This is a genomic window from Streptomyces sp. NPDC054757 (genome assembly GCF_053612185.1).
Map to the genome: position 1 here is coordinate 38,132 of NZ_JBSHBW010000031.1, position 12,279 is coordinate 50,410.

Genomic DNA, 12,279 nt, shown 5'->3' on the forward strand with positions numbered 1-12,279 from the left:
GGCGCCCGCCGGGTCTGCCGTACCGGCCGGGCCGGTGGATTCCTTGGACACGTGTTCGTTCTGCACCTGTGTGATGGAACGCTGCTCGCGCACTCCGCCGCAATCCCGTCTCGTTATGTGGTCTTTACACCGACCGCGCGGACACCGACTGTGCGGGCAGGGCCGCCAGCCGCTCCGCGAGCGGGTCGTCCGCCAGGAACGCCACCAGCTCCGCGAGGTCCGGCGCGGTCGCCGGGCCGCGCCTCGTCACCGCGCAGGCCGCGGACGCGTTGGCGCCGCGCGCCGCCGACAGGGGGTCGAGCCCCCGGCCGAGCAGGGCGAGGAACGCCCCTACATGGGCGTCGCCCGCTCCGTTGCTGTCGACCGCCTCGACCGGGAAGCCCGGCACATGGACCGGCCCGGCGCCCGGCGCGGCCAGCCAGCAGCCGTCCTTGTCGGCGCGCACCAGCACCCCGGCGCCGGGGGCCAGCCGCTCGCGCAGCGCGGCGGTGGCCAGGCGCGGATCCTCGTGCCCGGTCAGCAGCCGCCCCTCGCGGGCGTTGCAGCTGAGCCAGTCGGCCCGTGCCAGCACCGGGCCGAGGATCTCCCCGGGGATGTCGGCGACCAGCGGGCCCGGGTCGAAGCAGACGGTGACCCCGGCCGGCAGCCCGGCGGTGAAGCGGGCCAGCAGCGGGCCGTTGACCTCCATGACCAGGCCGTACCCGGAGAGCTGGACCGTGTCGCCGTCCCTGAGCCGCCCGGTCACCACGGCCAGTTCCGCCGCGGTCAGCCGGGCGTCGACCCCGAAGCTGGTCACGAACGTCCGCTCGCCGCCTGCGTCCACCAGCGCGACACAGAAGCCGGTGTCGCCGTCCTCGCGGACCGGCAGCACGGTCCGTACGCCTTCCGCGGCCAGCGCATCCCGTACGAGATCGCCGTGCGGCCCCGTACCGTGCAGCCCCGCGTACACCGCGTCCGTACCCAGCCGGCGGGCCGCGACCAGGGTGTTGAATCCGCCGCCCGCCGTCCGTGAGGTGCGCGAGCCGATGACGTCGCCGCCGCGCTCGGGCAGTGCGGGGATGTCGATCACCAGATCCACGATGACGTTTCCGGCGAGGACCAGACGGGGGTCGGGCGGGCGTGGGGTCATCGGACGGCCTCCTCAAGGGCGGGTTCGGGGGCTGCGGACACCGGCCCGCGGCGGTCGGAGAGCAGATAGACGGCGGCACCGACCACGAGGGAGACGGCCCAGCCGAGACCGTTGGTGCCGAACCAGCTTCCGGCCAGCGGACCCGAGAACCAGACGTCGTCCTTGCCGGTGGACGCCTCGGTGAAGAGCAGCCCGGCCACGATCGCTGCGACCCAGGCGAGGACGGCGGGCAGCCGGAAGCCGCCGGTGTACCAGTACCTGCTGGTGCGGGTGGTGTCCATCAGCGCCGGGTCGTCGTAGGTACGCCCGCGCAGCGAGTCCACGGCGATCACTCCGATCCATGCCGAGATCGGCACCGCCAGCAGGGTCAGGAAGGTGGAGAAGGGCCCGTAGAAATCACCGGCGATCAGCATGAAGTAGATGCCGCCGAGGAACATCAGGACGACGTCGACCAGGACGGCGGCGGCCCGTGGCACCTTCAGCCCCAGCGTGATCATGGTGAGACCGGCCGAGTAGGTGGAGAGGTGGTTGGACATCAGGAGCCCGCCGAAGGCCGCGATCAGATACGGGATCGCCATCCAGGACGGCAGCATCGCGTTGATGGCGGCGACCGGGTCCGATGCGGTGGCCAGGGCCGGGTCGCCCGCGGTGAGCAGCGAGCCCAGCGAGATCAGGAGCACCAGCGGGATACCGGCGCCGAAGGCGGAGGCGCCGATCAGCCGGGAGCCCGGCACCGAGCGCGGCAGATAGCGGGCGTAGTCGGCGCCCGCGTTGGCCCAGCCGATGCCGGTGCCCGCCGCGATGAAACCGATGCCCGCGATGACGCCGCTGGTGGGCCCGGACGGCGCGTGCAGCACCTTCGACCAGTCGACCGTGGCCACCAGGAAGCCCATCACTACCAGGTTCAGCACCCCGAAGAGGACCGTGGCCCACTTGTTGATCCACATGATGGTGGCGTGGCCGAGACCGCTGATCAGCAGGGTGCAGGCGATGAAGACCAGCAGACAGACCACGGTGAGCACGGTGTTCTTGTGCACCCCGAAGGCGACCCCGAGCAGTGCGAGGAGCGCGTACGCGGCGGTGGTCGTCGTGATGGTCTCCCAGCCCACCCGGCTCACCCAGGTGATCAGGGTCGGACCCGCGTTGCCGCGCTGTCCGAAGACCGCCCTGGACAGCGTGAGCGCGGGGGCGCCGCCCTTCTGGCCGGCGATGCTCAACGCGCCGACCAGCGCGAACGAGCCGAACGAGCCGATGACCGCGACCAGCGCCGCCTGCCAGATGTTCAGGCCGCGGAAGGCGACCAGCGTCGCACCGAGCGGCAGCCCGAGCAGCGAGATATTGGCGGCGAACCAGGTCCAGAACATCTGGCCCGCGTGGCCATGGCGTTCACTGTCGGGGACCGGTTCGATCCCCCGGGTCTCCACGGTGCCGACGCGATCGTTCTTCGTTGAAGCGGCCATGACGGAACCTCCTTGCACGGTGCGTTACGGATGGGGGAGTGGTGCGGCGCTCAGCGGAGCGCGAGCAGCCGTTCGGTCAGAGGTTCCAGCGCGAGGCCGTTGACCTCCCGCAGGGTGCGTACGGCGTCGGCGGGCAGCCCCGCGAGGCCGCTCACGGACCCGGCGACGGCGCCCGCGATGGCCCCGATGGTGTCGCTGTCGCCGCCGAGATTCGCGGCGAGCAGGGCGCTGCGCCAGGGGTCGCCGCCGGTCAGCGCGAGGACCGCGAAGGCCGCGGGGACGGACTCCTGGCTGGCCACACTGGTGCCGATGAGCGCGACGATACGGTCCAGGGCCTCGGCCTCGTCCACTCCGCTCACCAGCTCGCGGGCCCAGCCGATCCGGGCGGAGATGTCCGCGCCGGCGATCCAGTTGCCGCGTGCGGCTCCCGCGCGGGCCGCGGTGACCGCCGCCGTGAAGGCGTCGTCCAGCGTACCGCCCGCGACCCCGGTGCTCACCGCTGCCGCGACGGCCGCCGCTCCCGCGATGCCCACGCCGGTGTCGTGCGTGACCTGGCAGGACTCCACGACCCGGTCGAGGAACCGGGGCAGCGGCTCGACCGCGGAGGCGATGCCGATGGGGGTGACGCGCATGGCGGCGCCGTTGGTGGTGCCGTGCCTGCCCGCCTCCTTGATGTCCGCGCCGCCCGCGACGGCGTCCAGGGCCGCCTTGGTGGAGGGCCCGAGGAGATCGAAGGAGCCCTTGGCCTTCATCTCCTTCTCCCAGGCGAGCAGCGCGTCGGCGAAGCGGAGCGGGTCGATGTGCCCGCCGCCCTCCACGAGGAGCCGGCCCACGATGACCGCCTGGTCGGTGTCGTCGGTGACCGAGCCCGCAGGCATCCCGGCACTGACCGGGTTGTCGTGCCGCGCGGGCTTGAATCCGGTGATGCTGCCGTAGACCCGTACGACGTCCTCGCGGGACATCACCTGGGTGGGCATCCCCAGGGCGTCCCCGAGCGCGAGACCGTAGAAGGCGCCGAGGGCGCGGTCGAGCAGAAGCGGGTCGGTCATGCGTGGCCTCCTCGGCCGGTGGTGCGGATGTGCAGCTGGAACCGGGACGGGTCGAGCAGGCTGCTGACCTGCTCCACGACGGAGCCGTCGGCGGCCCGGAACACCTGGGACTGGTGGAGGAACGCCTCACCGGGCGTACGGCGCAGCGTGGCGGCGTCGGCCTCGTCGATGCCCGAGACCGAGATCCGGGCCTCGCCCGAGTCGGCGATCCGGCCGGCCGCGACCAGCGCCTTGTGCAGCGAACCGTCCTCCAGTCCGCGCTCCGGCAGCCCGGCGAGCGCGCCGACAGCCGGTACGCGGCTGCGCTCCAGTGAGATGCCGTGGCCGTCGGGGAGCCGCCTGACCCGGTCCAGCGCGATGAAGGCGGCTGTCGCCAGGCCCAGCGCGTCGGCGAGCGGCTGATCGGTGACGGTCTCGAACCGCAGCACCTCGGTGGTCAGTTCGGTGCCCTGGTCGGCCAGGGCCTGGGTCCAGCCGAGCCGGTTGTCCAGCGGTGTCCCGTCGAAGGTGACGAACGAGCCGATTCCGGCGTGGGTGGCGATCAGCCCCTGCTCGCCCAGCTCGGTGAGGGCCTGCCGCACGGTGGTCCGGCTGACCCCGAAGCGCTCCCGCAGGGTGTGCTCGCCCGGCAGCTTGCTGCCGTCCGCGTGCACACCCGCGCGGATCTCCTCGGCGAGGATGTGTGAGATGCGATGATGCTTATGAACCTGTCCAGGCATGTCTAAAAGTTAAGCGGAACATACCCTTCCGGTCTATGGGCCGGGGCAGAAAACTTTTCCGGGCCCCCGTCGGCCCCGGCGTGGCACGGCATGGTGCGACATGGCATGGCAACGGGCCGGGTCTCCCGCGGTGCGGGGGACCTCGGCCCGATGGGGTGATGCCTGTGCTCTCCGTGCTGCGTGCGGCTGGTGTTGTCCGTGCCGTCCGTGCTGTCCGCGCGGCCCGCCGTTACGGCGTTGGCGTCCGCTAGGCGGCGTCGGCCCCCGGCGGGGCCGCCCCTTCCCGCTCGGCCCCGGTCAGCGGCGGCAGCGGGAGCGGCAGTCCCGGCAGTCCGTCGATGCTGGTCGCGACGTGCTCCTTCTTCTCGAAGTACCCGCTGAGGCTGTCATCGTCCTCGCGCTCGAAGCGCCGGGCGTGCAGCGTCCGGTCGCTCTCGTACGCCATGTAGGGCACCGCGAACCCGCAGGTGTCCCTGATCAGTTCGGCGGTGACGACGATGATCGCGCGCAGCCCGTGCCGCGCGTGGTCGGTCCCGGTGAAATGGCGGAGCAGCGTGTCGAACCGCGGGTCGTCGCGGAAGACCGGCTCGCCGCGGCCGTGCACCCGCACGATGTCGGGCGGCCCCTGGAAGGCGCACCACATCAGTGTGATGCGGCCGTTCTCCCTGAGATGGGCGATGGTCTCCGCGTTGCTCCCCGCGAAGTCCAGATAGGCCACGGTCCGCTCGTCGATGACCGCGAGGGAGCCGCTGATCCCCTTGGGCGAGAGGTTGACGGTCCCGTCGCCGCCGAGCGGGGCGGTGGCGGTGAAGAAGATGCGCTGTTCCTCGATGAAGGTCCTCAGTCGTCCGTCTATACGCGCGTGCGTCTTTCCCATGCGGTGATTATCGGCCGGGCGCATCGCGGCTGAAAGTGCTTTCTACGGGCCGCGCCGGCCCGCGCCCCGGGCGTCCCCGGCACCACCGGTCGCAACCGCCGCCACCTGCCGCTTTGACAAAACATACGGACCATTGCATAGTTATGCCCATCGATGACCGCACCGTTACATCGAGATCTTCGGCCTCTCCGCGAAGATCGCGGCCAAGCGCGACCTCTTGAGGAGCAACTCAGTGAGCAGCAACACCGGTGACGTCCGGCTCTGGGGCGGACGTTTCGCCGACGGACCCGCCGAGGCGCTGGCCCAGCTGTCCGCGTCCGTCCACTTCGACTGGCGGCTCGCGCCGTACGACATCGCGGGCTCCCGCGCCCACGCCCGCGCGCTGCACACCGCCGGGCTGCTCACGGTGGACGAACTGTCCCGGATGCAGGACGGTCTCGACCGGCTGGCGGCGGACGTCGCCGACGGATCGTTCACCGGAACCGTCGCCGACGAGGACGTCCACACCGCGCTGGAGCGCGGACTCCTGGAGCGGGTCGGCCCCGAACTCGGCGGCAAACTCCGCGCCGGCCGGTCCCGTAACGACCAGATCGCGACCCTCTTCCGGATGTACCTCAGGGACCACGCGCGGACCATCGGCGGTCTGATCGCGGACCTCCAGGACGCGCTGGTCGGCCTGGCCGAGGCGCACCCGGACGTGGCGATGCCCGGCCGTACCCACCTCCAGCACGCCCAGCCCGTCCTCTTCGCCCACCATGTGCTGGCCCACGCCCAGTCGCTGGCCCGGGACGCCGAACGGCTGCGCCAGTGGGACGAGCGCACCGCGGTCTCGCCGTACGGTTCGGGGGCGCTGGCCGGTTCCTCGCTGGGGCTCGACCCGGAAGCGGTCGCGGCCGACCTCGGCTTCGAGCGCGGCTCGGCAGGCAACTCGATCGACGGCACCGCGTCGCGGGACTTCGCCGCCGAGTTCGCCTTCATCACGGCGATGATCGGCGTCAACCTCTCGCGGATCGCCGAGGAGATCATCATCTGGAACACGAAGGAGTTCTCCTTCGTCACCCTCCACGACGCCTTCTCGACCGGCTCGTCGATCATGCCGCAGAAGAAGAACCCGGACATCGCGGAGCTGGCGCGCGGCAAGTCCGGGCGTCTGGTCGGCAATCTGACGGGGCTGATGGCCACCCTCAAGGCCCTTCCCCTCGCGTACAACCGCGATCTCCAGGAGGACAAGGAGCCGGTCTTCGACTCCTGCGACCAGCTGGAGGTCCTGCTTCCCGCATTCACCGGGATGATGGCGACGCTGACCGTCCACCGCGAGCGTCTTGAGGAGCTGGCCCCCGCGGGCTTCTCGCTCGCGACCGACATCGCGGAGTGGCTGGTCAGGCAGGGTGTGCCGTTCCGGGGCGCCCATGAGGTCGCCGGTGAGTGCGTCAAGGAGTGCGAGCGGCACGGCGTCGAGCTCGACCAGCTGACGGACGAGCAGTTCGCGAAGATCTCCGAGCATCTGACCCCCGAGGTCCGTACGGTGCTCGATGTTCCCGGCGCCCTGGCCTCCCGTAGCGGCCGCGGCGGCACCGCCCCGTCGGCGGTCGCCACCCAGCTCGTCGAGGTCAAGGCCAATCTGGTCATCCAGCACGCCTGGGCCGCGGCGAAGAAGTAGGAGAAGCGGCAGCAGACCGCGGCGAGGGGGGCGGTACCGGTGGCGCGCGGCCACCACCGGTACCGCCCCCGCGCCACCGCCCCGCCCCCTCGTCTCCGCCGGCGCCCGGCACCTCCATCCGGGTGCCGGGCGCTGTCGTACGCGATCGTGGGTAAGGGTGTCAGGGACCGCATCCCCCGACCCGCGCAGGGAGCCCCCGATGCCCTTCGCCCGCCTCACGGCAGCGACCACCCCCACGGCCCATATCGGACTCGGCCTGGCAGCCGTGGGAAGGCCGGGCTACATCAACCTCGGCCGCGGCCAGGACCTGCCGGCCGACCGCACCCCGGAAGCCCTGCTCGCCCGTACGCATGAACTCCTGGACGCCGCCTACGCGCAGGGCGTGCGCTACTTCGACGTCGCACGCTCCTACGGCCGCGCCGAGTCGTTCCTCGCCGACTGGCTGCGCGCCAGGCCCGCCGTCCAGGACGTCGTGATCGGCAGCAAGTGGGGCTACACGTACACCGCGGACTGGCGCACCGATGCCGAGACCCATGAGGTCAAGGACCACAGCACCGCCACCTTCGACCGGCAGCGCACCGAGACCGGGATGCTCCTGGGGGACCGGCTCGACCTCTACCAGATCCACTCCCTGACCGCCGACAGCCCGGCCCTCACCGACACCGGACTGCACGCCCGGCTCGCGGAGCTGGCCGCGGACGGCGTGACCGTCGGGTTCTCCACCAGCGGCCCCGGCCAGGCGGACACCGTCCGGGCCGCGCTGGAGGTCACCGTCGACGGCGAACGGCTCTTCCGTACGGTGCAGAGCACCTACAACCTGCTGGACCCCTCGGCGGGCGAAGCACTGGCCGAGGCACACGAGGCAGGGGTCTCCGTGATCGTCAAGGAGGCGGTGGCCAACGGCCGGCTCGCCGGCGCCGCCGCTCCGGCGGTGCTGCGCGACATCGCCGAGGAGACCGGGACCACCCCTGACGCCGTCGCGCTGGCCGCGGTCCTGCGCCGTCCCTGGGTGACCGTGGTGCTCTCCGGGGCGGCGACCGCCGTACAGCTCTCGGCCAATCTGCACGCCGCGGTGGCCGACCTCGGGGACGAGCAGCTGGAGCGTCTTGCCGCACTGCGGGAGGAGCCCGCCGCGTACTGGCAGCAGCGGGCGAAGCTCCCCTGGCACTGACCTTCTGGCCCTGAACCCCGGGTGCAGGCTCAGGACGGGTCGAAGAGCGCGCTCACCGACTCGCCGTTGTGGATCCGCCGCATCGCCTCGGCCAGCGCCGGGGCGATGGAGAGGACGGTGAGCTTCTCGGTGCGCTCCCCGGGCGGTATCGGCACGGAGTTGGTGCAGACGATCTCCAGCACGTCGGGCTGGGCCGCGAGCCGCTTCAGCGCTCCCGCGGCGAAGAGCCCGTGCGTACAGGCCACCCGGATCGACCGGGCCCCCAACTCGCGCAGCCGGTCCAGGAGTTCCAGTACGGTACTGCCCTTGGCGATCTCGTCGTCCAGGACGATGATGTCGCGACCCGCGACCTCGCCGATGACGGAGCTGATGGCCACCCGGTCGTCGGCGAAGCGCTGTTTGGCACCGGCCGCCACCTGTACGCCCAGCATCCGGGCGAAGGCCGCGGCCTCCTTGGCGTTGCCGAGGTCCGGCGAGACGACCGTGGTGTGCGAGAGGTCGTGGCCGCGGAAGTGCTCGGCCAGTTCGCGCAGCGCGTGCAGATGGTCGACCGGGACGGAGAAGAACCCGTGCACCTGGGGAGAGTGCAGGGTCAGCGCCAGCACCCGGCCCGCCCCGGAGTTCACCAGCAGATCGGCCACCAGCCGCCCCCCGATGGAGATCCGCGGCGCGTCCTTCTTGTCGGACCTGGCGTAGGAGTAGTGCGGCATCACCACGGTGATCCGGCCGGCCGAGGCGCCGCGGGCCGCGTCGCACATCAGCAGCAGCTCGACGAGGTGCTCCTGCACCGGGGCGACCAGGGGCTGGATCAGGAAGACGTCGCGTTCGCGGCAGTTGGCCTGGAGCTGTACCTCCAGGCAGTCGTTGGCGAACCGGTTGACCCGCACCGGGCTCAGGGGCACTCCCAGATGCGCGGTGACCTCCTCGGCCAGTTCGGGGTGGGCGCTCCCGCTGAACACAGCGATGTCTCGCACGAACCGCTCCTTGATCGGTCGAAGGCCGGTCAGTCCGGTCGGCCCGGTCGGTCTGGTCGGTCCGGTCGGTCCGGTCCAAGTACGGCCGACGTTCCCGTCGAAGTCCCGTCGAAGCTCCGTCGGGCCCCCGCCCGGGTTCCGTCGAACCGGCATATCGCGCTCATGCTACTGGGTGCTACGTCACTGCCCCGTGTGAGACATTGCTGTCTCATTGTGGTTATGGTTGTCTCATGACTGTCGACCGGGACCAGGTGCTGCGCACCGCCGCCACCCTGCTCACCCGCAAGGCGACCGCCACCATGGACGAGGTCGCCAGGGCTGCCGGAATCGGCAGGGCCACCCTCCACCGGCATTTCGCGGGCCGCGACGCGCTGGTCAGGGCCCTGGAGGAGTACGGGATCGCGGAGTTCGAAGCGGCGATCGACGCGGCCAGGACCGACGAGGGACCGGCCGTGGAGGCGCTGCGGCGCCTCATCGCCGAGGTCGAGCCGGCCGCCGGGCTGCTCGCCTTCCTCGTCACGGAGAACGAACTCTTCGAGGGCGAGGGGGTGAACGAGGGCTGGGACCGGCTCGACGCCCGGGTCTCGGCTCTCTTCCGGCGCGGCCAGGAGGCCGGGGAGTTCCGGATCGACCTGACCCCCGCATGGCTGACCGAGGCGCTGTACGGACTCATCGGCACCTGCGCCTGGGCGATACAGGACGGCCGGGTCGCAGCCAAGGATTTCTCTTACATGATCGCCGAGTTGCTGCTCGGCGGAGCACAACGGAGCGTGGAGCAATGACCGGTACCACCCGGCGGACGGACGAATCCGGGGCCGCTCGCAGCCCCCGCCGCTGGCTCGCCCTCGCCGTTCTCGTCCTCGCCGTGCTGCTGGTCGCCGTCGACGCGACGGTCCTCGGCCTGGCGACCCCCTTCCTGAGCGAGGACCTCAAGCCTTCGGGCACCCAGCTGCTGTGGATCGGCGACATCTACTCGTTCGTCATCGCGGGACTGCTGGTCTCGATGGGGAGCCTCGGCGACCGCATCGGCCGCAAGAAGCTGCTGCTCAGCGGCGCGGTCGCCTTCGGCGGGGTCTCCGTCCTGAACGCCTATGCGAACAGCCCCGAGATGATGATCGCCGCCAGGGCGCTGCTCGGTATCGCGGGCGCCACCCTCATGCCGTCCACCCTCGCGCTGATCCGCAACATCTTCCACGACCCGAAGGAGCGCAGCCTGGCCGTCGGGATCTGGGGCGCGGCCGCGTCGGCCGGTACGGCGGTCGGGCCGGTGGTCGGCGGGTTCCTGCTGGAGAACTTCTGGTGGGGCTCGGTCTTCCTCATCAACCTGCCGGTGATGCTGCTGCTCGTCCTGGTCGGCGTCCGGGTGCTGCCGGAGTCGCGCGACCCCCACCCGGGCCCGTGGGACCTGCCCAGCGTGGGCCTCTCGCTGGTCGGAGTGATGGGGGTGGTGTACGCGGTGAAGGAGGCGGCGGCCAACGGCTTCCACTGGGACAACCTGGCGGCCGCGGTCGTCGGTGTGCTGGCCCTGTTCTGGTTCGCCCGCCGCCAGCTGACCCTGGAATCGCCGCTCCTCGACATGCGGCTCTTCCACCACCGCGGTTTCTCCGGGGCGGTCCTCGCCGATCTGCTGACCATCCTCGGCCTCTCCGGCCTGGTCTTCTTCCTCTCGCAGTTCCTCCAGCTGGTGCAGGGCCGCTCCCCGCTGGCCGCCGGACTGATCGAACTCCCGGCCGCCGTGGGGGCGGTCGCCACCGGGCTGCTGGCCGGGTGGGCGGCGCGCAGGGCATCGGTGCGCAGCGCGGTGGCCGGCGGTCTGGCGGCGGTCGCTGTGGCCCTCGCGGGCTGTGTGTGGGTCAGCGCGTCCACCGGGGTGGTGGGCCTGGGACTTGCCCTGTTCTTCGGCGGCCTCGGGGCCGGACTGGCCTTCACCGTCACCTCCGACGTACTGCTCTCCAGCGTTCCCAAGGACCAGGCGGGCGCGGCGTCCGCGGTCTCCGAGACCGCGTACGAACTGGGCACGGCCCTGGGGATCGCCCTGCTCGGTTCGGTGGTCACCGGGATCTACCGGGGCTTCTCCATCCCGCACGGGGTCTCGCCCGAGGCGGCCGCCGCGGCCCATGAGTCGCTCGGCGGCGCCGTCGAGGCGGCGAAGACCCTCCCGCACGACCAGGGCGCCGTGCTGCTCTCCTCCGCGCAGGAGGCCTTCACCCACGGCTTCCAGGCGGCGGCCGCGGTCGGCTCCGTCGTCCTGTTCGCCACCGCGGTCACCTCGTGGTTCCTGCTCAGGGGGCAGAAGCTCGACATGTGACAGGGCACAGGGCACGGCATGCGGTACGCCCGCGGCACGGCGGATGCGACACTCGGTGCGCCCGGCCCCGGGCCGCACATGGCGGAGGGCCACCCGGAAAGATCCGGGTGGCCCTCCGCCGTATGCCAGTGGCGCCGGGTCAGGCGGCCTTCGCCTTCGTGGCGTAGATGTCGACGTACTCCTGACCGGAGAGGCGCATGACCTCGGCCATCACCGAGTCGGTGACCGCGCGCAGCACATAGCGGTCGCGGTCCATGCCGTCGTAACGCGAGAACTCCATCGGCTCACCGAAGCGGACGGTGACCTTCCCGGGCCGCGGCAGGCCGGAGCCGTCGGGCTGGAGCTTGTCCGTGCCGATCATCGCGAACGGCACCACCGGGGCGCCCGTCATCAGCGTGAGCCGCGCGATCCCCGTACGCCCCCGGTACAGCCGCCCGTCGGGGGAGCGGGTGCCCTCCGGGTAGATGGAGAACGCCTTGCCCTCCTCCAGCACCTGGCGGCCGGTCATGAGGGCCGCGACACCGCCGCGTCCGCCGTCGCGGTCCACCGGGATCATCCCGACACCGGTGAAGAACCAGGCCATCAGACGGCCCTTCAGCCCCTTGCCCTTGACGTACTCGTCCTTGCCGATGAAGAAGACCTGCCGCTGGAGGCAGATCGGCATGATCATCGAGTCGATGAACGTCAGGTGGTTGCCGGCGAGGATGACCGGACCCGTCCCGGGGATGTTCTCGGCGCCCTCCACCCGCGGGCGGAACATCAGACGCATGATCGGTCCGAGCACTGCCTTGATGAGTGCGAGTCGGGACAACGGTTCCTCCGGAGTCGGGGCCGGGCGGCCACGGTGAAGTATGTGCAGGTCGGTACGGTACTCGCGCGCCGTGGTACGGCGCACATCGGGTTCACCCCATTGGTACGGGACGCTGCCGCGA

General features: G+C 71.4%; 11 protein-coding genes. 4 read left to right on the plus strand and 7 right to left on the minus strand.

All coding sequences use genetic code 11. The annotated features are described in order from the left end of the window. Positions 1–124 precede the first annotated feature (124 nt). The 5 genes from ACWGKJ_RS28740 to ACWGKJ_RS28760 all read right to left on the minus strand — a co-directional run bounded on the left by ACWGKJ_RS28740 (position 125) and on the right by ACWGKJ_RS28760 (position 5,234). Positions 125–1,129: a PfkB family carbohydrate kinase gene (locus tag ACWGKJ_RS28740; RefSeq protein ID WP_385029219.1), complete on the minus strand. Its 1,005-nt coding sequence runs from the start codon at positions 1,127–1,129 to the stop codon at positions 125–127. Beyond that, complete coding sequence (locus tag ACWGKJ_RS28745; protein ID WP_385029222.1) at positions 1,126–2,589, minus strand: purine-cytosine permease family protein; 1,464 nt, start codon at positions 2,587–2,589, stop codon at positions 1,126–1,128. The genes ACWGKJ_RS28740 and ACWGKJ_RS28745 overlap by 4 nt, the downstream gene beginning before the upstream one ends. 50 nt (positions 2,590–2,639) lie before the next feature. After that, positions 2,640–3,638: an ADP-ribosylglycohydrolase family protein gene (locus ACWGKJ_RS28750; protein WP_385029225.1), complete on the minus strand. Its 999-nt coding sequence runs from the start codon at positions 3,636–3,638 to the stop codon at positions 2,640–2,642. Further along, positions 3,635–4,357: a GntR family transcriptional regulator gene (locus ACWGKJ_RS28755; RefSeq protein WP_385029228.1), complete on the minus strand. Its 723-nt coding sequence runs from the start codon at positions 4,355–4,357 to the stop codon at positions 3,635–3,637. Before ACWGKJ_RS28755 ends, ACWGKJ_RS28750 begins: the two co-directional genes overlap by 4 nt. 247 nt (positions 4,358–4,604) lie before the next feature. Further along, positions 4,605–5,234: a pyridoxamine 5'-phosphate oxidase family protein gene (locus ACWGKJ_RS28760; protein ID WP_385029231.1), complete on the minus strand. Its 630-nt coding sequence runs from the start codon at positions 5,232–5,234 to the stop codon at positions 4,605–4,607. Between the two features lie 232 nt (positions 5,235–5,466). On the opposite strand from ACWGKJ_RS28760, the gene argH reads away from it, so the two are divergent. Both argH and ACWGKJ_RS28770 read left to right on the plus strand, forming a co-directional pair. Continuing rightward, positions 5,467–6,894, plus strand: coding sequence for an argininosuccinate lyase (gene argH / locus ACWGKJ_RS28765; protein ID WP_385029234.1), 1,428 nt, complete (start codon positions 5,467–5,469; stop codon positions 6,892–6,894). A gap of 199 nt (positions 6,895–7,093) precedes the next feature. Next, positions 7,094–8,065 (plus strand): aldo/keto reductase, encoded by a 972-nt coding sequence (locus ACWGKJ_RS28770; RefSeq protein ID WP_385033849.1) that lies wholly within the window; start codon positions 7,094–7,096, stop codon positions 8,063–8,065. Between the two features lie 29 nt (positions 8,066–8,094). Here ACWGKJ_RS28770 and ACWGKJ_RS28775 read toward each other — a convergent pair whose 3' ends face one another. After that, positions 8,095–9,039, minus strand: coding sequence for a ribose-phosphate diphosphokinase (locus ACWGKJ_RS28775; RefSeq protein WP_385033846.1), 945 nt, complete (start codon positions 9,037–9,039; stop codon positions 8,095–8,097). 230 nt (positions 9,040–9,269) lie between these two features. Between ACWGKJ_RS28775 and ACWGKJ_RS28780 the strand changes: the two genes are divergently transcribed. Both ACWGKJ_RS28780 and ACWGKJ_RS28785 read left to right on the plus strand, forming a co-directional pair. Continuing rightward, on the plus strand, positions 9,270–9,821 hold the full coding sequence (locus tag ACWGKJ_RS28780; protein WP_385033843.1) for a TetR/AcrR family transcriptional regulator: 552 nt from the start codon (positions 9,270–9,272) through the stop codon (positions 9,819–9,821). Then, on the plus strand, positions 9,818–11,347 hold the full coding sequence (locus tag ACWGKJ_RS28785; RefSeq protein WP_385033840.1) for an MFS transporter: 1,530 nt from the start codon (positions 9,818–9,820) through the stop codon (positions 11,345–11,347). The genes ACWGKJ_RS28780 and ACWGKJ_RS28785 overlap by 4 nt, the downstream gene beginning before the upstream one ends. A gap of 139 nt (positions 11,348–11,486) precedes the next feature. Here ACWGKJ_RS28785 and ACWGKJ_RS28790 read toward each other — a convergent pair whose 3' ends face one another. Next, positions 11,487–12,158, minus strand: coding sequence for a lysophospholipid acyltransferase family protein (locus tag ACWGKJ_RS28790; protein ID WP_385033837.1), 672 nt, complete (start codon positions 12,156–12,158; stop codon positions 11,487–11,489). Positions 12,159–12,279: the final 121 nt, after the last annotated feature.

Excerpts from the sequence above, each read along its gene's own strand:
- ACWGKJ_RS28770 (WP_385033849.1), top strand. The coding sequence starts at position 7,094 with ATGCCCTTCGCCCGCCTCACGGCAGCGACCACCCCCACGGCCCATATC.
- ACWGKJ_RS28740 (WP_385029219.1), bottom strand. The coding sequence starts at position 1,129 with ATGACCCCACGCCCGCCCGACCCCCGTCTGGTCCTCGCCGGAAACGTC.
- ACWGKJ_RS28760 (WP_385029231.1), bottom strand. The coding sequence starts at position 5,234 with ATGGGAAAGACGCACGCGCGTATAGACGGACGACTGAGGACCTTCATC.
- ACWGKJ_RS28750 (WP_385029225.1), bottom strand. The coding sequence starts at position 3,638 with ATGACCGACCCGCTTCTGCTCGACCGCGCCCTCGGCGCCTTCTACGGT.
- ACWGKJ_RS28785 (WP_385033840.1), top strand. The coding sequence starts at position 9,818 with ATGACCGGTACCACCCGGCGGACGGACGAATCCGGGGCCGCTCGCAGC.
- ACWGKJ_RS28755 (WP_385029228.1), bottom strand. The coding sequence starts at position 4,357 with ATGCCTGGACAGGTTCATAAGCATCATCGCATCTCACACATCCTCGCC.
- ACWGKJ_RS28780 (WP_385033843.1), top strand. The coding sequence starts at position 9,270 with ATGACTGTCGACCGGGACCAGGTGCTGCGCACCGCCGCCACCCTGCTC.
- ACWGKJ_RS28745 (WP_385029222.1), bottom strand. The coding sequence starts at position 2,589 with ATGGCCGCTTCAACGAAGAACGATCGCGTCGGCACCGTGGAGACCCGG.